This is a genomic window from Pseudomonas sp. NPDC087614, assembly GCF_044743485.1.
GTDB lineage: Bacteria > Pseudomonadota > Gammaproteobacteria > Pseudomonadales > Pseudomonadaceae > Aquipseudomonas > Aquipseudomonas baetica_A.
The window spans coordinates 1-18,683 of the sequence record NZ_JBIUWN010000060.1 but is presented as its reverse complement, the minus strand read 5'-3'; the positions used below and the strand labels follow the sequence as shown (position 1 = coordinate 18,683).

General features: G+C 60.3%; 20 protein-coding genes and 1 pseudogene. 8 read left to right on the top strand and 13 right to left on the bottom strand.

The window, feature by feature from the left end; translation table 11 throughout:
* Window positions 1-107: 107 nt before the first annotated feature.
* The 4 genes from ACIOWA_RS20370 to ACIOWA_RS20355 are packed head-to-tail and all read left to right on the top strand — an operon-like array spanning window position 108 to window position 3,263.
* Entirely contained in the window at window positions 108-1,502 is a 1,395-nt protein-coding gene (locus tag ACIOWA_RS20370) for a COG3014 family protein (protein ID WP_401161600.1), read from the top strand.
* Between the two features lie 15 nt (window positions 1,503-1,517).
* A complete protein-coding gene (locus ACIOWA_RS20365) occupies window positions 1,518-1,892 on the top strand; it encodes a YcfL family protein (RefSeq protein WP_339430459.1) in 375 nt (124 codons plus the stop codon).
* A gap of 36 nt (window positions 1,893-1,928) precedes the next feature.
* The gene (lpoB, locus tag ACIOWA_RS20360) at window positions 1,929-2,516 is read left to right on the top strand and encodes a penicillin-binding protein activator LpoB (RefSeq protein ID WP_039757415.1); all 588 of its coding nucleotides are present in this window, start codon (window positions 1,929-1,931) and stop codon (window positions 2,514-2,516) included.
* A 3-nt stretch (window positions 2,517-2,519) separates the two neighbouring features.
* Window positions 2,520-3,263 (top strand): penicillin-binding protein activator LpoB, encoded by a 744-nt coding sequence (locus ACIOWA_RS20355; protein ID WP_401161598.1) that lies wholly within the window; start codon window positions 2,520-2,522, stop codon window positions 3,261-3,263.
* A 63-nt stretch (window positions 3,264-3,326) separates the two neighbouring features.
* On the opposite strand, the gene ACIOWA_RS20350 is transcribed toward ACIOWA_RS20355, so the two are convergent.
* The 3 genes from ACIOWA_RS20350 to ACIOWA_RS20340 all read right to left on the bottom strand — a co-directional run bounded on the left by ACIOWA_RS20350 (window position 3,327) and on the right by ACIOWA_RS20340 (window position 6,544).
* A complete protein-coding gene (locus ACIOWA_RS20350) occupies window positions 3,327-3,959 on the bottom strand; it encodes a LysE family transporter (RefSeq protein WP_221730819.1) in 633 nt (210 codons plus the stop codon).
* A gap of 108 nt (window positions 3,960-4,067) precedes the next feature.
* Complete coding sequence (locus tag ACIOWA_RS20345; RefSeq protein WP_339430461.1) at window positions 4,068-4,649, bottom strand: mechanosensitive ion channel family protein; 582 nt, start codon at window positions 4,647-4,649, stop codon at window positions 4,068-4,070.
* Window positions 4,649-6,544, bottom strand: coding sequence for an ATP-binding cassette domain-containing protein (locus ACIOWA_RS20340; protein ID WP_401161596.1), 1,896 nt, complete (start codon window positions 6,542-6,544; stop codon window positions 4,649-4,651). Before ACIOWA_RS20340 ends, ACIOWA_RS20345 begins: the two co-directional genes overlap by 1 nt.
* Window positions 6,545-6,594: 50 nt before the next feature.
* Here ACIOWA_RS20340 and ACIOWA_RS20335 point away from each other — a divergent pair, with 50 nt between their 5' ends.
* Window positions 6,595-7,059 carry a TIGR02444 family protein gene (locus ACIOWA_RS20335; protein ID WP_339430463.1) on the top strand — a complete coding sequence of 155 codons (465 nt, stop codon included), beginning with the start codon at window positions 6,595-6,597 and terminating at the stop codon, window positions 7,057-7,059.
* On the opposite strand, the gene ACIOWA_RS20330 is transcribed toward ACIOWA_RS20335, so the two are convergent.
* Entirely contained in the window at window positions 7,056-8,120 is a 1,065-nt protein-coding gene (locus ACIOWA_RS20330) for an AlgP family protein (RefSeq protein ID WP_401161594.1), read from the bottom strand. The two genes, ACIOWA_RS20335 and ACIOWA_RS20330, sit on opposite strands and share 4 nt — an antisense overlap.
* 192 nt (window positions 8,121-8,312) lie before the next feature.
* Between ACIOWA_RS20330 and ACIOWA_RS20325 the strand changes: the two genes are divergently transcribed.
* Window positions 8,313-8,978, top strand: coding sequence for an FKBP-type peptidyl-prolyl cis-trans isomerase (locus ACIOWA_RS20325; RefSeq protein WP_401161592.1), 666 nt, complete (start codon window positions 8,313-8,315; stop codon window positions 8,976-8,978).
* 56 nt (window positions 8,979-9,034) lie between these two features.
* On the opposite strand, the gene rsd is transcribed toward ACIOWA_RS20325, so the two are convergent.
* The 8 genes and pseudogenes from rsd to ACIOWA_RS20285 all read right to left on the bottom strand — a co-directional run.
* The gene (rsd, locus tag ACIOWA_RS20320) at window positions 9,035-9,493 is read right to left on the bottom strand and encodes a sigma D regulator (protein ID WP_339430466.1); all 459 of its coding nucleotides are present in this window, start codon (window positions 9,491-9,493) and stop codon (window positions 9,035-9,037) included.
* A 183-nt stretch (window positions 9,494-9,676) separates the two neighbouring features.
* The gene (locus ACIOWA_RS20315; RefSeq protein ID WP_339430467.1) at window positions 9,677-10,228 is read right to left on the bottom strand and encodes a disulfide bond formation protein B; all 552 of its coding nucleotides are present in this window, start codon (window positions 10,226-10,228) and stop codon (window positions 9,677-9,679) included.
* 218 nt (window positions 10,229-10,446) lie between these two features.
* Window positions 10,447-11,685, bottom strand: coding sequence for a heme biosynthesis protein HemY (locus ACIOWA_RS20310; protein WP_339430468.1), 1,239 nt, complete (start codon window positions 11,683-11,685; stop codon window positions 10,447-10,449).
* Window positions 11,682-12,824 (bottom strand): uroporphyrinogen-III C-methyltransferase, encoded by a 1,143-nt coding sequence (locus ACIOWA_RS20305; protein WP_401161589.1) that lies wholly within the window; start codon window positions 12,822-12,824, stop codon window positions 11,682-11,684. The genes ACIOWA_RS20310 and ACIOWA_RS20305 overlap by 4 nt, the downstream gene beginning before the upstream one ends.
* 16 nt (window positions 12,825-12,840) lie before the next feature.
* On the bottom strand, window positions 12,841-13,608 hold the full coding sequence (locus ACIOWA_RS20300) for a uroporphyrinogen-III synthase (RefSeq protein ID WP_401161587.1): 768 nt from the start codon (window positions 13,606-13,608) through the stop codon (window positions 12,841-12,843).
* Window positions 13,605-14,546: a hydroxymethylbilane synthase gene (gene hemC, locus ACIOWA_RS20295; RefSeq protein WP_339430471.1), complete on the bottom strand. Its 942-nt coding sequence runs from the start codon at window positions 14,544-14,546 to the stop codon at window positions 13,605-13,607. Before hemC ends, ACIOWA_RS20300 begins: the two co-directional genes overlap by 4 nt.
* Before the next feature lie 138 nt (window positions 14,547-14,684).
* A complete protein-coding gene (locus ACIOWA_RS20290) occupies window positions 14,685-15,431 on the bottom strand; it encodes a LytTR family DNA-binding domain-containing protein (RefSeq protein WP_339430472.1) in 747 nt (248 codons plus the stop codon).
* A pseudogene (locus ACIOWA_RS20285) lies at window positions 15,428-15,568 on the bottom strand (sensor histidine kinase); the annotation flags it as partial. The gene ACIOWA_RS20290 and the pseudogene ACIOWA_RS20285, both read right to left, overlap by 4 nt.
* Before the next feature lie 332 nt (window positions 15,569-15,900).
* On the opposite strand from ACIOWA_RS20285, the gene argH reads away from it, so the two are divergent.
* Window positions 15,901-17,304, top strand: coding sequence for an argininosuccinate lyase (gene argH / locus ACIOWA_RS20280; RefSeq protein ID WP_401161585.1), 1,404 nt, complete (start codon window positions 15,901-15,903; stop codon window positions 17,302-17,304).
* 121 nt (window positions 17,305-17,425) lie between these two features.
* Here the strand turns inward: argH and ACIOWA_RS20275 are convergent, their stop codons facing one another.
* Complete coding sequence (locus ACIOWA_RS20275) at window positions 17,426-18,085, bottom strand: glutathione S-transferase family protein (RefSeq protein ID WP_401161583.1); 660 nt, start codon at window positions 18,083-18,085, stop codon at window positions 17,426-17,428.
* 127 nt (window positions 18,086-18,212) lie between these two features.
* On the opposite strand from ACIOWA_RS20275, the gene ACIOWA_RS20270 reads away from it, so the two are divergent.
* Window positions 18,213-18,500, top strand: coding sequence for a hypothetical protein (locus ACIOWA_RS20270; RefSeq protein ID WP_339494924.1), 288 nt, complete (start codon window positions 18,213-18,215; stop codon window positions 18,498-18,500).
* Window positions 18,501-18,683: the final 183 nt, after the last annotated feature.

Here is an 18,683-nt window from a genome sequence, read left to right as displayed (position 1 = left end):
CTCCTCTGGTTATGAGGAATTGGCAGGAGGCCAACGCCACTGTCGATGGGTCACACCAGCCCGACCAGCATCCGCGGCTGTAGCTACTCCAGGGAAGAAGTACCCCCATGGCATTCCGCGCCCCTACTCTGATCGCGCTCAGCGCTATCACTCTGCTGTCCGGCTGTTCGGCGTTTCGCAACTACGACTCCGAACTGGCCCAGACCAACCAGCAACTAGCTTCCGGCAACGTCGATGCCGCGCTGACCCTGCTGGAAAAGAACAACGCCGGCCCAGACAAAGACCTGCTCTATTACTTCGAAAAAGGTGAATTGCTGCGCGCCAAGGGCGACCTGTCCGGCAGCCAGAATGCCTGGACCAGCGCCGACCAGGTGGTTGGTCAGTGGGAAGACTCGGTCAAGCTCGACACTGGCAAATATCTGGCCCAGTTCGGCAGCTTCATCGTCAACGACAAAGTGCGCCGCTACGAAGGCTACGACTACGAAAAAGTCATGCTGACCACGCAGATGGCCCTGAACCTGCTGGCGGTCAATGACTTCGACGGCGCACGCACTGCAATCAAGAGGACCCACGAACGTGAAGCGGTGATCGCCGACCTGCGTGACAAGGAATACCTCAAGAGCGAGGAAGAGGCCGAGAAAGAAGGCATCAAGACTCAGTACAAAGACCTGCAAGGCTACCCGGTCGCCAGCCTCGACGCACCGGAAGTGGTCAGCCTGAAGAACAGCTACCAGAGTGCGTTCAGCCATTACCTGGCCGGTTTCGTCTACGAAGCCCTGGGTGAAAAAGACCTGGCTGCGCCGGGCTACCGCAAAGCGGCCGAACTGCGCCCGAACACGCCGCTGCTGGAGCAGGCGCTGGTCAACCTCGACAAACCGGTCAAGAGCGATGACAGCGACATCCTGATCGTGGTGCAAAGCGGTCTGGCGCCATCGCGCGACTCCATCCGCGTGCCGCTGCCACTGCCAATTTCCAACAACGTGGTGATCACGCCTTTGTCGTTCCCGATCATCAAACCTGACACCTCCACCGCGCCGTTCGCACAGATCGGTGTCGACGGCCAGCAGGTCAACCTGACGGCCCTCAACAGCACCACCGCCATGTCCCGCCGTGCTCTGCGCGATGACATGCCGGGGATCATCCTGCGCACCACCGTGCGTGCGATCACCAAAGGTGTGGCGCAGAAGAAAATCAACGAAACCAACCCGCTGGCCGGTCTGGCCGTCGGTATCTCTTCAGCGGTGCTCGAAGGTGCCGATACCCGTACGTGGCGCACCTTGCCGGACAACACCCAAGTGGTGCGTCTGCGCTTGAAGAAAGGTGAACACCAAGTCACCCTGCCGAGTGCCGTAGGCGGTTCAGTGGTCAAGGTCACTGTTGATCAGCGTTATCAGGTGATCAGCCTGCGCGCCGTGGGCAATCAGGTGTTCGCCGGCGGTCTCGCCGCCCACGTGATCCCGAGCGCCGGCGCGACCAACGTCGCCAGCATCAAACAACCTTAAGAACGGAGTCTTTGCATGCACTTCAAACTCATCGCCGTTGCCGCCCTCGCCTTGTTGGCCACCGGCTGCGCTACCCCGCCGCCACCGGAGCCGGGCAGCGCCGCGAGCAAGGTCGTGGCCATGGGGCCGCAGAAACACATCGTCGTCGGTGCCATGCGCGTCGCGCGCGAAAACGGCTTCATGACCGTCAACGTGCAGTTGAGCAACACCCTCAACAGCAACAAGACGTTCTACTACCGCTTCGCCTGGCTCGGCCCGGAAGGTTTCCCGATTGCCGAGGAAGAAGTCTGGAAAAGCCAGATGATGTACGGCGCGCAGACCAGCTTCATCCAGGGCATCGCCCCGACCCCGAAAGCCGTGGACTTCCGTCTGGAACTCAAGACGCCTTAAGCCCGACCCACTCTTCCTGTTTTAGAGAGCATTCCCATGTTTGCACGCTTTTCCTGCATCGCCGTCATCGCCCTGCTGGCCTCCGGTTGCGCCAATACTTCGCCGACCCTGGGCAGCAAGAACATCAGCTACGGCGACACCAAAGCGGTTGAAACCGTGACCAACGAATTCGGTTCGACCGACCTGCAAATGATCGCCGAGTCGATGACCCGCTCCCTGGCCCAGTCCGGCATTCTGCAGGGCCGTCCGGTGGTTCAGGTCTACGATGTGAAGAACAAGACCAGCGAGTACATCGACACCCGCGAAATCACCACCAGCATCAAGACCCAACTGATGAAGACTGGCGTTGCGCGCTTTGCCAGCGACAACAACGCGATGCAGAGCCAGGTTGACCAGCTCAAGCTGCAAAACCAGAGCGGCCTGTACAAGAAGAGCACCGTGGCCAAGACCGGTAACATGATCGCCGCCAAGTACCGCATCGAAGGCTCGATCAGCTCGATCGTCAAGCGCAGCAGCGATTACAAGGACGTCTTCTACAAATTCAGCCTGCAATTGATCGACGTTGAAAGCGGTCTGGCCGAGTGGATGGACGAAAAAGAGATCCGCAAAACCACGGAGCGTTAATCGATGCGCACATGGATTGGCATGATGGCCCTGGCTTGCGCGTTCAGCGTGCAAGCGGCCCCGAAAGTCGCGGTGACAGATCTGGCGTACCAGGAACGTGTGGAGCAATACATCCACATCGTTTCGGCGCAGAGCAATTACCGCGAGGGTTACTACAGCTCCAGCGGTTCTTCGAACTACAACGAGCTCGAAGCGACCACCAGCTACATCGAACAAACCGAACTGCGTAAATTCACTGGCGACATCAAAGGTGAAATCCTGCGCACCGGCATGTTCCAGCTGGTGCAAGGCACGCCGTACACCGCGTCGTCCAAGGGTGATATCTACGACGTGATCAAGCGGATCAAGGCCGGTAACTTCAAGGGCGCCGACTATGTTCTGTTCGGTACCGTATCGGACATCGACTTCACCCAGGACATGAACGAGCTGGCGCACACCGACAGCTATTCGGCAGTGCTGGGCCTGACGTTGGTGGCGGACTTCAGCCTGATCAACACCAAGACCTTTGAGATCACGTCGGCCTTCACGGCGATGGGTGAAGCGCAGGACACCAAACTGGTGAACCACCGCGACATCAAGGTCTCGCTGAACCGCCCACGGGTGGTGCGTGAGGTGTCGAAGGCGCTGGGTGAGGACGTGGCCGGGCAACTGAGCCAACAGCTCGGCGGTGGCGGTTACGAGCAGCCGCGCGAGCCGCAGCCGCGCAACAATCTGCCGCGTGATACCGCGCCGGTGATTTTGCGCTAAAACCCCCTGCCACAAATGAAAAAGGCGACCTCAATAGGTCGCCTTTTTTATGCCTGCGGGTTTTTAAACCGCTGCTTTGCGCAACGTCGCCATAAACGCCGCCGCACCGATGAACAGCCCGGCAAACGTGCGGTTCATGCGTTTCTGCTGTTTGGGCGTGCGCAGCAACCGCAGCACTTTCGACGCCAGACCGGTGTAGCCGGCCATGACGATCAGATCGACGCAGATCATGGTCGCGCCGATCACCAGATACTGGATCAGCAGCGGTGCGTGGGGATTGATGAACTGCGGCAGCACCGCCAGCATGAAAATCAGTGCCTTGGGGTTGCTGATGTTCACCAGAAAACCACGGAACACCAGTGCCAGCGGCTTGCCGATCGGCCGCACCGCCGCGTCATCACTCATGTCCATGGGCAGCGCGCGCCATTGCTTGATCGCCAGATAAACCAGGTAGGCCACACCAAACCATTTGATCGCATGGAACGCCGTAGCCGAGGCGGTGAGGACTGCGCCGACACCGGCGCCGACAATCGCAATCTGCACCGCGAGGCCGATTTGCAGGCCGAGGGCATTCCAGTAACCACGCCAGAAACCGTATTGCAGACCGCTGGACATCGACGCAATGGCGCCGGCGCCCGGGGACAGACTGATCACCCAGCAGGCGGCAAAGAATGCCAGCCATGTTTGAAGCTCCATCGCACACCTCGACTCGGACTCGTACCAAACGTGCAAATTAATGTGGTTTCAGGCGGATGACTATCGTTTTTTTGTAGGAGGTTACGGACGCAACCCCGTATTGGCGGGCTACTTCTCGAAACTGCTCGAAGCAAACACATCACTGCCGCGCCAGCGCCGCACGGAGCGCTGGAAGAACAGACTGTTCGGCACCTGCACCATCGCGCTACCCGTGCCCAATTCCTCAGCCTCGATCAGCGTGGTGTAGAGCAGATTGATCGCCACCACCCGGCCTTTGACACCGGGCTTGTCGGTGGTGTCCACCAACTCGACCACATCACCGAGCCGAAACGGCCCGACGGTAAAAATCAGAATCGCGCAGAGCAGATTCGACAGCACACTCCACATTGCGAAGAACGCCACCGCCGCCACCGCGACGAATCCCGACAGCGCCGTCCACAACACCGTCGCCGATACGCCAAGGCGCTCAAGCACGAAGATCAGCGCACTGCCCATGATCAGCCAGCGCAAGCCACCGCGCAGCGGCATCAGCAGCTGCGGCGGAAACGGATAGCGCTCACCCAGGCGAGTCAGGCATTTGGCGACAAAGCGCTGGGCGAGGTAGCCGGCCAGCAGGATCAGCAGAATCTGCACGCCGAGCCAGATCGGCTCGACCCACATGGCCGGAAGCGACAGCCTGAACGCGTCCATCAGGACAGCGCCTCCAGCTCCGCCTGCATGCTTTCCAGCGTCTCCAGGGCTTGCATCCACGCCTCTTCCAGCTCGGCTTCGCGCACTTTCAGTTTGGCCTGCTCGGCCAGCAGATCACGCAATTCGTTCTTGCGCGCGGGCTCGTAGATGTCGCTGTCGCCGAGGCTGGCATCGACCTTGGCCAGTTTCTCGTGGAGCTTGCCCAGTTCGGCTTCAAGCTTGTCGGCTTCACGCTTGTGCGGTGCCAGTTGCTGACGCAACGCAGCAGCGGCCTGGCGCTGGGCCTTCTTGTCGGTTTTGTCCGGGCTGACCGGAGCGTTGCGCTGACGGTATTCGACCAGCCAACGGGCGTAGTCTTCGAGGTCGCCATCGAACTCCTCGACCTTGCCGTCCGCGACCAGATAGAAGTTATCGGTGGTGCTCTTGAGCAAATGCCGATCGTGAGACACCACCAGTACCGCGCCACTGAATTCCTGCAACGCCATGGTCAGCGCCAGGCGCATTTCCAGGTCGAGGTGGTTGGTCGGTTCGTCGAGCAGCAACAGGTTCGGGCGTTCCCATGCGATCAACGCCAGGGCCAGACGGGCCTTTTCGCCACCGGAGAAATTCAGCACCGGCTCATCGATCCGCGCACCACGGAAGTCGAAACCACCGAGGAAGTCGCGCAGGGTCTGCTCGCGCTCGGTTGGCGCCAGACGCTGCAAGTGCAGCAACGGGCTGGCCTTGGAATCGAGCGAGTCGAGCTGGTGCTGGGCGAAATAACCAACCACGGTGTTCTCGCCACGAGTCAGACGCCCGGCCAGCGGTTCGAGCTCGCCGGCGAGGTTCTTGATCAGGGTCGATTTACCGGCGCCGTTCGGGCCAAGCAGGCCGATGCGCGCACCCGGGGTCAGTTGCAGCTTGACCTTCTCCAGGATGGCTTTGTCGCCGTAACCCAGACGCGCATCGGACAGATCGATCAGCGGACTGGAAATCTTCGTCGACTCGCGGAACACGAAATCGAACGGCGAATCGACGTGGGCCGCCGACAGTTCCTCCATGCGCTCCAGCGCCTTGATCCGGCTCTGGGCCTGACGGGCCTTGGTGGCCTGGGCCTTGAAGCGGGCAATGTAGCTTTCCATGTGCGCACGTTGCGCCTGCTGCTTCTCGTAGGCCTGTTGCTGCTGGGCCAGACGCTCGGCACGGGCGCGTTCGAACGCGGTGTAGCCGCCACGGTAGAGGGTCAGTTTGCGCTGATCGACGTGAGCCACATGGTCGACGACTTCGTCGAGGAAATCGCGGTCGTGGGAAATCAGCAGCAAGGTGCCCGGGTAACTTTTCAGCCACTCTTCGAGCCAAATGATGGCGTCGAGGTCCAAGTGGTTGGTCGGTTCGTCGAGCAGCAGCAAATCCGACGGACACATCAAAGCCTGCGCCAGATTCAGACGCATCCGCCAGCCACCGGAGAAATCGCCTACCTGGCGATCCATCTGTTCGTTGGTAAACCCCAGGCCAGCCAGCAGCTTGCGGGCTCGGGCATCGGCGGTGTAGCCGTCGGCGCTGTCGAGCTCGGCATGCAGGCGGGCCAGCGCCACGCCGTCATGGGCCGCTTCGGCCGCGGCGAGGTCACGCTGCACTTCGCGTAGACGCAGGTCGCCATCGAGCACATAGTCGACCGCCAGGCGTTCGAGCGTGTCGACCTCCTGACGCATGTGCGCGATCCGCCAGTCGGCCGGCAGCAGGCAATCGCCCGAGTCCGGGTGCAACTCGCCGCGCAGCAAGGCGAACAGGCTGGATTTGCCGGCGCCGTTGGCGCCGATGAGGCCGGCTTTGTGGCCGGCGTGCAGGGTCAGCTCGGCGTCTTCTAGCAGACGTTGCGGGCCACGCTGTAAAGTCAGGTTCTGAAGTCGGATCATAATGGCGGCGGAGTCTACCAGCTTCGCTCACAACTGGCGCGAGTAGCACGATGTCCTCTGACCTGTGGAGCTTTTCCCTTGCCACCTACGCCCGCCCGGGCGTGGAAAACACCTGCCTGCACATGCAAGCGGCGGGCACCAATGTCTGCTTGCTGCTTTGCGGCCTATGGCTGGAACAACGCGGGGTGACCTGCAGTGAGCAACGCGTGCGGCAACTGCAAATGCTGGTGGAGCCTTGGGACGCGGAGGTGGTGCAGCCACTGCGTGCATTGCGCACTCAATGGAAAAGCCTGGCGAAGGAAGATCCGGTGCTCAAGGGGCTGCGCGATCAAATGAAGGCGCTGGAGCTGGAAGCCGAACGGCATCTGCTGTGGCAGTTGGAGCAAACGGCGCAGGACTGGCCGTTGCATGACGCCCCAGGGGCGGGGGAATGGCTGGAGAGCCTGGCGACAACCGCCGCCAGGCTGAACCGCGACGCGCTGCAAAGGCTGCGCGTCGCGGCAGCCGGCACTTAGGAAGCGCTGGTCGGGTTGCTGGTGCTGCTCGACGCAGCGGCTGGCGTTGGTGCAGTCGTGGTGGTCGAAGCACTGGCGGCCGACGAGGCCGGGGCTGTCGGCGCAGCAGGCTTGGCAGCCGGAGCGGTTGCCGGTTTTGCAGCGACTGGTTTGGCAGCAACTGGTTTTTTCACGGCAGGCTTGGCAGCCGGTTTGGCGGCGGGTTTAACTGCTGGTTTTGCAGCTGACTTGGCGGCGGGTTTAACTGCTGGTTTTGCAGCTGACTTGGCGGCGGGTTTCGCCGCAGCTTTGGCAACTGGTTTGGCGGCTACCGGTTTAGCGGCAGTCCTGGCAGCCGGTTTAGCAGCGGTTTTTACCGCCGGTTTAGCGGTTGGTTTTGCTGCTGTGGGTTTAGCTGGAGCAGCTTTGGCAGCGGCTGGTTTTACAGCGGCTTTCGCAGCAACGGTTTTGGCCGCAACTGGTTTTGCAGCAGTCGTTTTTGCAGCGCTTGCCGCAGCCGGTTTTTTCGCCGCAGGTTTCGCAGCCGCTTTCACAGGTGCTTTTGCAACCGGCTTAGCTACCGGCTTTGCAGCGGGTTTGGCTGCAGCCGTTTTCGCCGGTGCTTTGGCAGCGACAGGTTTGGCTGCTGCTTTCTTCGCAGGTGCTGCAGCAGGCTTCGCTTCACGGGAAGACAGAACCTTGGCCACTGCTTCTTGCACACGGCCAACACCCTGGGCCAGTTTCAGGCTTTCCTGAGCATCGCGCTTGAGTTGCAGAATGTAGTTGCGCGTGTCGGACTGACGTTCTTTCAGAGCATCGAGCAGTTCTTCGAGCTCTTTCACTGCGCCTTTGGCTTTGGTCTGTGCCTTGGCTTTACCGGCGGCAGCAGCGTCCTGCAATTTGGTGCGCGACTTGTGCAGTTTTTCTTGCGCCTTGCCGCGTTGCTTTTCCAGTTTGGCGAGCAGTTTTTCAGCATCAGCCAAGGCTTGGGAGCAAGCGTTTTCCAGATGCTCGAGCAAGCTGCCCGAGAGTTGTTGGAGTAAGTGCAACGGAGTGTTTACAGGCTTCTTGGTGGCCGACATGGTTTACCTCCTGGCTGACGTGAGTGCGGCTCATACTAGACCTCTGCTGCTACCGCCGCTAGGTCATCTTGACAGTAAGGAAAGCGCTGCGTTGCACCGAAGTGAAAATGTTCTGCGTTAAGTCAAAAGCAGTTCACCGTTGCAGACGTTCGCGCTGGCATAATCCACCGCATCTCAGGTCGGAGAGTGCCTATGTCGCGCTACCTTTTTTTATCCCTCTGCATGATTTTTTCAGCGGCCCACGCCGACGAAGAAACCACCGCGAACGACGCTCATGATCTGGCCTACAGCCTCGGTGCCAGCCTGGGCGAACGCTTGCGCCAGGAAGTCCCACAGTTGCAGATCCAGGCGCTGGTGGACGGCTTGCAACAGGCCTATCAAGGCAAGCCGCTGGCGTTGAGTGAAGCGCGGATCGAACAGATTCTGGCCGATCATGAATCGCAGAATGCCGAGCACGCCGCGATGCCTACGAGCGACGCCGCGATGGAAAACGAGCAGCGCTTTCTGACCGCCGAAAAAGCCAAACCGGGGGTGAAGGAACTCGCCGACGGCATCCTGCTCACCGAGCTTGCGCACGGCACCGGCACCAAGGCTGGTCCCGATGGAAAAGTGCAGGTGTTGTATATCGGTCGTTTGCCAGACGGCACGGTGTTCGATCAGAACACTCAGCCGCAATGGTTCAACCTCGACAGCGTGATTGCCGGTTGGCGCACCGCTTTGCAGAACATGCCGGTGGGTGCCAAATGGCGACTGGTGATTCCATCGGATCAAGCCTATGGCGCCGATGGTGCTGGCGACTTGATCGCGCCATTCACACCACTGGTGTTTGAAGTCGAATTGCGCGGTGCGACGAGTTGATCAGGCATAAAAAAACGGTGCGCTTTGGGCGCACCGTTTTTTATTGAAAAAGCCAATCAGGCCTGAACCGGATCCTCTGTTTTGTGTGCGGTATGCAGCACTTCAATCAGGCAGTCTTCCAGCTCGAAGCGTTCGTGAAGCAGTCCACCGAGTTCCTTGAACTTCTCTGCAACGCATTTACCGTCATCGCAAAGATCGTTGAACGCGAGGAGTTTTTCAGTGATGACATCAATGCGCGGATAGATCCTTTCGGCGAGTTCAAGACCGCGAGTGTCGCCGAATGCCTTGGCCTCACCGGTCAACTGTTCGTAGATTTCGAAGTGTCCAGCCGATACGTAGTCGACCAGCACGCCGCAGAACTCCTGCAAGGGTTTGCGATTCTCGGACAACGCCTGAGGCTCCGCACCGAGCTTGTCGTAGGCGCCAATCAGCTCCTCACGCTCTTGCAACCAGCGGTCGATCAGCAGATGAACTCCACCCCAACGTTCCTGAGCATTCTGACAACTTTCGAGCATGGCGATCTCTCTTCCCTTGTGGGTCATGCTGCTCTACACCCGCGTCCCGCTTTTGGTTTTGGCTTGGGGGACGGCCGGGCAGAGCGTCATCGAGCAACATAAATCCAATGACACGTGGGGGCCAGATTATGCCCGCACGCCTGTGGCTTCAAGGTACGCAGGAGATAAAGTTCATACAAGTGTTTAATCCCTGATCAGCTTCCGGTGCGACGCTTCGCCGCCGGGCGGTCGTTGCAGAGCACTCCAGACCAGCCGCAACAATTGATAAACGGCAAGAATCGACACCGCTACAAAGAACAACAAACTCCACTCCGGGATACTCAGATCGAACAGGGTCCAGGAGATTTCGGCGCAATCGGCACCGCCGTTAAACATCTTTTGCAACGCGCAGATCCACGGCAAAGCGCTGAACATCGTTTCCGGCGGCGGGGCACAATTGAGCATTTGCAGCACAGGATCACTTTGAATCAATACTTGCCGCCAGGCCGCTGTGGTGCCCCCCAGACTCGCGCCCAGCGCAAACAGCCAGTAGAGCCACAGACCGACACGTTTGGGACCGTGCACCGCCGCCAGACCACAAGAGGCGCACAGCAGCGTGAGGAACAGGCGCTGCACCAGGCATAGGCTGCACGGCGTCAGGCCGACCGCGTATTCAAGATAATAGGAAGCTCCCAGAGCAAAGGCCCCCGCAGTGAAAGCCATGAAGAACAAGGAGCGTGAGCAGGCCAACGACATGGCTTTTCCGTAACAGTAGAGACAGACGGTTACGGTAGAGGAAAGCGTGTCAGCCTTTCAAGGCAACGCCCTGCCGACAGTTCACCAGATGTGTAGGGAAAACCCGACAGGTTCGAGAGGAATAGGTGTAGTCCACTGTAGGACTTTGCCCCTGACGCGCCTTGAAGTTAAATTTTCGGTCGCCAAACGGGAACGAGGGAGCGACCTCCCTCGTGACTTCAGACGTGCGCCGGGACCGGCAGAGGCGCGGCCAGCAGGCGCTCGTCCAGCAGCCCCAGTCCTTCCTGAAACAACTGATTGCTGCGATCAGTGTCGCCCAGTTGCGCGAGCAAGCGCGCCAGTTCCGCACAGGCTTCCGGATTGCGCTGCACACGCAGGCTGCTTTCCAGATAATCCCGCGCCTTGCCCCATAGACTGGTTTGCAGACACAGACGCCCCAACGTCAAGAGCAGACCTGGATCGTTCGGATGATCCTTTAGCCAGCCTTCAGCGGTTTGCAATTGACGCGCCGGATCGCTGCCGCGAACCAGGCCATAAAGACGTGCCAGATGGCTGTCGTAATTGCGTTTGAGGGCCGTACGCAGCACTTCTTCTGCCTCCACCTGAGCACCTAGCTGACGCAATTGCTCGGCGTAAGCCAACACCAGCGGCGACTCCTGGCGCTGCGCCGAAGTCAGTTGCTGCCAGGCGCGATTGAGGGACTGCAGGCCCACGGAGCCATCCTCTTCGCGCTGTGCAGCCAACGACAGGTTCTCACCCCAGGCACGGCGTTCCAGTTCAGCCAGCTCGGCGCGTGGCAGGACTTTGTCCTTGCGCAGTTCAGGCAGCAATCGAATCACCGCGGACCATTCGCCGCGCTGTTGATACAGGCGCTGCAACTGGCGCAGCGTCTGCACATTGTGTGGATGACGCTCGTGCATCGCTTGCAATGTCACCAGCGCGCCGTCGGTATCGCCGCGGTCGGTCTGCAACTGTGCATGACTCAGAGCAATCGCCAGCTCAGCTTGTGGCTGACGCTCCAGAGCGCGCTCCAGCAGGCCATCACAATCCTCGTAATTGCCTTGTTCGTTGGCCGCGCGGGCAGCACCGAGATAGTAAAGGAGAGGCTGGCGCTCGGCTTCGGCAGCACGATACAAATGACGCTGAGCACTGGCCCAGCGACCTTCTGCCAGATCCAGTTGGCCATGCTCGATTGCCACCTGTACCCGCCGACTGCGGTTGCGCCGCGACCATGGATTGACCACGCCACTGGACGTCATGACCAACTCGACCAACGCCTTGATGCCCCAGACCAGCAACCACAACACCGCGATCAGCGCCAACGTCGCCCACAGACTCGACTCGTAGCGGAAGGACTTGTAGGCCACCAGCACGTAACCGGAATGCTCGGCAATCGCCAGGCCCAATGCTGCCGTCGCGGCGATCACCAGAAACACGATCACATACAGACGTTTCATGGTGTGGCCTCCTGCGCGGTGTTGGCGGCAGGTTTGGCGAAGGGTTTCACCGATTCCTCGGCGTTGACAGTACGCCGCTCCAGATAGGCTTGCACCGCACTCAGGGTGCCGGTCAGATCCGGGGTGTTGACCGTGACCGGCTCCTTGCTCAGCTCGGCAACCTGCTCAAGCATCACTTTGCTTTGCGGATTGTCCGGGTTGAAGTTGCCATGCAACACGTCCCGCGCCTCGGTCAGCGCCTGGCTGTACACCGGCGCCTGACCATTGAGCGCCGCCCACTGCGCCTGTTCCAGCGCCAGGCTCAGCGCAAGGCGCACCTGGCTCAGGCTCTGCCCGGCCAGCAGTGGCTTCACATTCTTGTCAGCGTTGAAATCAATACGAATGTAGCGAGAGACCTCATCCCACCACTGTGCCCAGCGACTGGCGCCGTCACCATCGGCCGTCAGACCGAGCAGCGACTCGCCGCGATCCTTGTACTCCGGCGCCAGTTCGGTAAGGCCGATGACCTGATCACGCAGCGCACCCAGACGCAGGAACAACCCGGTGCGATCCGGCTGCTCGGTGCTGCGCAATGCGACGAGGGTTTTGGCCACTTGCTCACGAGCAGCGAAAGAGCCGGGGTCGTTTTGCTCGCGAAGAATTTCGTCGGCGCCCTGCACCAGGGCTTGAGCGCTGCTGATGTCCTGCAACGCCGAAAGACGCAGGCTGGCCAGACGCAGCAGGTGTTCGGCCTCGGCCAGACGCCAATCCTTGCGACTGGCGCCAAGGACGGTTTCCAGACGTTGACTCAGTCGTTGCTGATCACCCTGAAGCTGAGCCACCAGCCGCTGGCGATCAGCAAGTTCGTCGGCGCCCGGCAACTGCGCGAGACGCTCGCTCAGCCGCTGCTCGCTGAGCTTCAGGCTCTGCGCTTGATCATTCAACGCCTGGACCTGACCCGACTGCTGCTCAGTGTTGGTTTGCAGGTGACGCACCTGCCAGACACCCCAACCACCGATCGCAACACCGGCAGCACCGAGCAACAGGGCGACGATGGCCAGTCCATTGCCTCGGCGCGGCTCTTTGGCCGGCGGTGGAGTTTCAACCTGCTTTTCAAGCACAGGCTGGACGTCATCTTTAGGCAAGACTGTTTCGCTCACGTATCCATCCTTTGCATTAGAAAACGGGCACGGGATGCTCCCGCAGCGCCGTCAGCAAAGCCGCGACACTCGCGCCGCGACAATCCACAACTGTTTGGGCCCCGGCGGCAACTGCCAGCTCGGCGACCCTTGGGCTTGGAACAAACAACGGCAACTGCGCAATCGCAGGCCATGCATCACCGGCCATCCGGCGCAGATGCTCAAAACCCTGTCCACTGCTGACCACCAGCCCATTCAAGCGTTCCGCTTCGATACGCCACGGCAACTCTCGCGGCGCATACGCTGGCAGATCGCGTCGATACAACTCCAAGTACTCGACACTAGCACCAAGCTCGCGCAAGCGCTCGGCGAGCAGCTCGCGGCCGCCCTCCCCACGCAGGATCAAAACCTGCGAACCGGGCCGGGCCACAGCTTCACCCAGACGCGGCAATTGCAGCAAGGCTTCGCTGTCATCGCCTTCTGCCGGGAAGCTCACATCGAGGCCGTGATCCTTGAGAATCTGCGCAGTCGCCGCACCGACGCTAAACCACGGCAGCGCCAGAGACTGCATGCCATGGGCCTTGAGCAGATCCACTGCAATTCTTGCCGCCGGTTTGCTCACCACGATCACCGCGCTGCAACCGGGCAGCCGCGTAATCGCCTGACGTATTTTGTCAGAGACCGGCAGCGGTGCAATTTCCAAAAGCGGCAGGCAATTGCTGAAAACCCCCTGCGCGGCCAACGTCTCGGCGAGCGCCGCACAGTCATCGGCAGGGCGCGTCAGCAGCAGGCGCCAACCGGTCACTCGTGACCTGCCTCGCCGTACACCGCTTTGAGAATGTCAGCGGCACCCTGGCTGAGCAGGTCTTCAGCGACCCGCACGCCCAAGGCTTCGGCATCCGCGCGCGGCGCCCGGGCTTGGGCGCTGAGCAGCTTGCCGCCGCTCGGTTCGCCCACCAGACCACGCAACCACAATTGCTCGCCTTCGAGCACGGCGTAGCAGGCGATCGGCACTTGGCAGCCGCCATTCAAATGTTTGTTGAGTGCGCGTTCGGCCGTGACACGCGAAGTGGTATCGGCGTGATGCAGTGGCGCCAGCAAAGCGTGAATTTCAGTATCGGCGCTGCGGCACTCGATGCCGACCGCGCCCTGACCACCGGCCGGCAGGCTGTCATCGACACTGATGGCCGACGTGATGCGGTCTTCGAAACCGAGGCGAATCAGCCCGGCCGCCGCGAGGATGATCGCGTCATACTCCCCGGCATCGAGCTTGGCCAGACGAGTGTTGACGTTGCCGCGCAGGAAACGGATTTCCAGATCCGGGCGGCGGGTGAGCAACTGCGCCTGACGACGCAGACTGGAGGTGCCGACGATGCTACCGGCTGGCAAGGCATCAAGACTGGCATAGGTATTGGAAACGAAAGCGTCGCGCGGATCTTCACGCTCGCAGATACAGAACAGTCCCAGACCTTCAGGAAAGTCCATCGGCACGTCTTTCATCGAATGGACGGCGATGTCGGCTTCGTTTTCCAGCAGCGCGGTTTCCAGTTCCTTGACGAACAGGCCCTTGCCGCCGATCTTCGACAGCGGCGAGTCGAGCAGCTTGTCGCCGCGACTGACCATGGGCACCAGCGTCACCAGCAGACCCGGATGGGCCGCTTCCAGACGGGCTTTGACGTATTCGGCCTGCCAAAGGGCCAGTGCACTTTTTCGGGTGGCGATGCGGATTTCGCGAGAAGACATGGATCAATCCGTACTGAATAGATACGGCGGATAATAACAGCTCAGTCAAATCCACTTTGACTTGAATCAGAAACGGCGCGGCCTCCCTGGCCTGCGATGCCCGGTAAAGAGAAATGTGAACCGCCCGGAAAGGCCAGGTTACAGGCCCTGCATCATTTTGCGCACACCCGCCACATGCCGGCGGCTGACAATCAACGCGTCGCCATTGAGCCCTTTCAGAAAGAGCTGGAAATGCCCCAGCGGCGTGCGTTGCAGACGTTCGATCCGATCGCGGGCGACCAGCGCGTTACGGTGGATGCGCACAAAGCGTTCACCAAATTCGTCTTCAAGGGCCTTGAGCGGTTCGTCCAGCAGCACCTCGCCAGACTCGTGGCGCAAGGTCACGTATTTATGGTCGGCGATGAAGTAGACCACCTGATCCAGCGGGATCAGTTCGATACCTTTGCGGGTGCGAGCGCTGATGTGACTGCGCGGGCCGTTGCCGCTTTCGGCAGCGGGACGGGTCAGGGCCGAGAGTTGCGCCCGGCTGGGACGCTCAGCCCGTTTCAGGGCGTCATGCAAGTGTTCGGTTCGCACAGGTTTCACCACATAGCCCACGGCGCTGGCCTGCAGGGCTTCCACGGCAAATTCATCGGGACTGGTGCAAAACACCACGGCCGGCGGCGTTTCTCGTTCGCACAGACGGGCAGCGACCTGCAGGCCGTCCAGGCCCGGCATGCGGATATCGATCAGCACGATATCCGGTTTGTGGCTGTCGATCAGTGCCAACGCCTCTTCGCCATTCGTAGCGCTGGGCTCCAGGACTGTATAACCCTCAAGCTCGCTCACCATTCGGCTGAGGCGCTCGCGAGCCAGTGGTTCGTCATCAACGATCAGGACATTCATATTGCGCTGGATTCCTGCGTGAGTCTCGCACAAGGATAGCGTAGACAGGTGGAGTGACGTCCGTCACCGCGATCCACGCTAAGACTAGTCCGAGCACCAAAAAGTGCCGTACGTCGGCCAGCAATATTTGCCAGTGTCCGGGTCGTACTGCTCAAAGCCCGCTGTTTCCCGCGTTTTTCACGCCGTTTGTCCAAGGACAATACACCCACCCCCTTATTATCAGTCGGCGGCCAGACCCTTTCGCGATCTGCACTCGCGCCGACCCTTATGTCCAACTGTAGACGCTCGTCGGGCCGATATTGCTCAATCGGAAAATATCCTTGCGCAAATCCCCCGGCGACCGCGTCGACTATGGACGAGCAGATGAGAAAAAAACGTATCGACCAGTGTCAGCGACAGCAATGGCAACCCTGTTATTATCCGCGCCAGCGTTTCACGCCTTTTTCTTCAAGCCGATACGAGCGAATTCATGAGCACTGACAAGACCAATCAGTCCTGGGGCGGCCGCTTCAGTGAACCCGTCGACGCCTTCGTCGCCCGCTTCACCGCCTCCGTCACTTTCGACCAGCGCCTGTATCGCCACGACATCATGGGCTCGATCGCCCACGCCACCATGCTGGCCAAGGTCGGTGTGCTGACAGATGCCGAGCGCGACAGCATCATCGACGGCCTGAAGACCATTCAGGGCGAAATCGAAGCCGGCCAGTTCGAGTGGCGCATCAAACTCGAAGACGTGCACATGAACATCGAAGCGCGCCTGACTGATCGCATCGGTATCACTGGCAAGAAGTTGCATACCGGGCGCAGCCGCAACGACCAGGTCGCCACCGACATCCGCCTGTGGCTGCGTGACGAGATCGACCTGATCCTCGCCGAAATCACCCGCCTGCAAAAAGGCCTGCTGGAGCAAGCCGAGCGCGAAGCCGCGAGCATCATGCCGGGCTTCACCCATTTGCAGACTGCACAGCCAGTGACCTTCGGGCACCATATGCTGGCCTGGTTCGAAATGCTCAGCCGCGACTACGAACGCCTGGTCGACTGCCGCAAGCGCACCAACCGCATGCCCCTGGGCAGCGCCGCACTCGCTGGCACTACCTACCCGATCGACCGCGAATACACCGCGCAACTGCTGGGCTTCGACGCCGTGGGCGGCAACTCGCTGGACAACGTATCCGATCGTGATTTCGCCATCGAATTCTGTTCGGCCGCGAGCATCGCGATGATGCACCTGTCGCGTTTCTCCGAAGAGCTGGTGCTGTGGACCAGCGCGCAATTCCAGTTCATCGATTTGCCGGATCGTTTCTGCACCGGCAGTTCGATCATGCCGCAAAAGAAAAACCCCGACGTGCCAGAACTGGTGCGCGGCAAGACCGGCCGTGTGTTCGGTGCGCTGATGGGCTTGCTGACCTTGATGAAAGGCCAGCCGCTGGCCTACAACAAGGACAATCAGGAAGACAAAGAGCCGCTGTTCGACGCCGCCGACACGCTGCGCGATTCGCTGCGTGCGTTCGCCGACATGATCCCGGCGATCAAGCCGAAACACGCGATCATGCGTGAAGCGGCGCTGCGCGGTTTCTCCACCGCAACCGATCTGGCCGACTACCTCGTACGCCGTGGCCTGCCGTTCCGTGATTGCCACGAAATCGTCGGCCACGCCGTGAAGTACGGCGTCGACACCGGCAAGGATCTGGCCGAGATGAGCCTGGAAGAACTGCGTCAGTTCAGCGATCAGATCGAACAGGACGTGTTTGCCGTGCTGACCCTGGAAGGCTCGGTGAATGCCCGTGACCACATCGGCGGCACTGCGCCAGCGCAGGTCAAGGCAGCGGTTGCGCGCGGACAGGCACTGATCGCCAGCCGCCAAAAGGCCTAAAGCTTCGCGAGCAAGCCCGCTCCCGCAGGGAATTTATGGTGTTCACACATTGGGTGTTCACCACAGGTTCTGTGCGGGAGCGGGCTTGCTTGCGAAGGGTGACGTGAAAACGCTACAGAACCTACTTCTTGGCCGCGATCATCGCCAAAAACGCCGGCATCGCCGCCTCTTTATCCGCCGCAATTTTCTGCACATGCGGATTCTGCTCAAGCCGCTCCAGTAGCGCTTTCGCCTGCGGCATCTCTGCCAGCAAATCAATGCCGAACAACTTCTGCCCTACTGCGCAGGCCAACGGCACGCTGTAGAGGAAGTACAGATCCGCGATGCTCAGGCTGTCGCCGGCCACATACGGGGCGAATTTGCCGTGTCGGCCCAGCGCCGCAAAACCCAGCAGCAACTCGGTCCTGGTCTTTTCCTTGATCGCCTCCGGCAGCGTCATGCCGAAGAAGGCTTCGCCATAACAGGCGCGTCCCGGCAGCTCGATATACAACTCGATCTCTTTGGCAATCGCCAGCACCTGCGCGCGCTCGAATGGATCGCTTGGCAGCAGCGGCATACCTTTGTGCGTCTGTTCGAGGTATTCGAGAATGATCGCTGTTTCATTGATGAACCCGCCGTCGACGCCCAGCACCGGCACTTTGCCGCGCGGGCTGATCGCCAGCGAATCCGGGGTCTGCGCGGGGTAAAACGTGACCTCTTCGAACGGCAGGCCTTTTTCCATCAACGCCAGCTTGACCATGTTGTAGTAGTTACTGACAGAGAATCCATAAAGCTTGAACATCACATAGCCTCCAGGCCGTGCGGGGGGAGTGGGCAGTGCCTGTTTATAGATCGCATACGCGATTCCCGCCAGCAGCATCACGCCACTGAATGCGGGTAAACTGGCGACTTTCCTTGAGGAGCCTGCCATGAGCGAGCCGACAGACATCAATACTGACGACGACGAAGAGTTCACCGAGACCACGCTGATCGAAGCCATCGAAAACCAGATCGAAAGCGACAACCCGCCTGCGGCCAAGGCAACCTTCAACAAGTTGACCCTGGTCGGTTACGAGCGTGAGGATATCCTCAACTTGATGGCCCACGTTCTGGCCTACGAAATCGACGCCATGCTCGATGACGACCGCGCCTTCAATACCGAATGGTATGAGACCGCGTTGCGTGCGCTGCCTGAGTTGCCACCCGAAAAGCAATAGTCGCCGCCTGCCCTGTGGGGCCTGCTCGCGAAAAGGCCGAACCATTGGAAATATGCGGTGCCTGACGCGCCGCATTCGCGAGCAGGCACGCTTGTATGGTAGGACTTGAAGGGAGGAGGAGGGACAAGGCTCGATTCTGACTGTTAGCGCAGTACAGACCGTGGGAGATTTCACCCTCCTCCT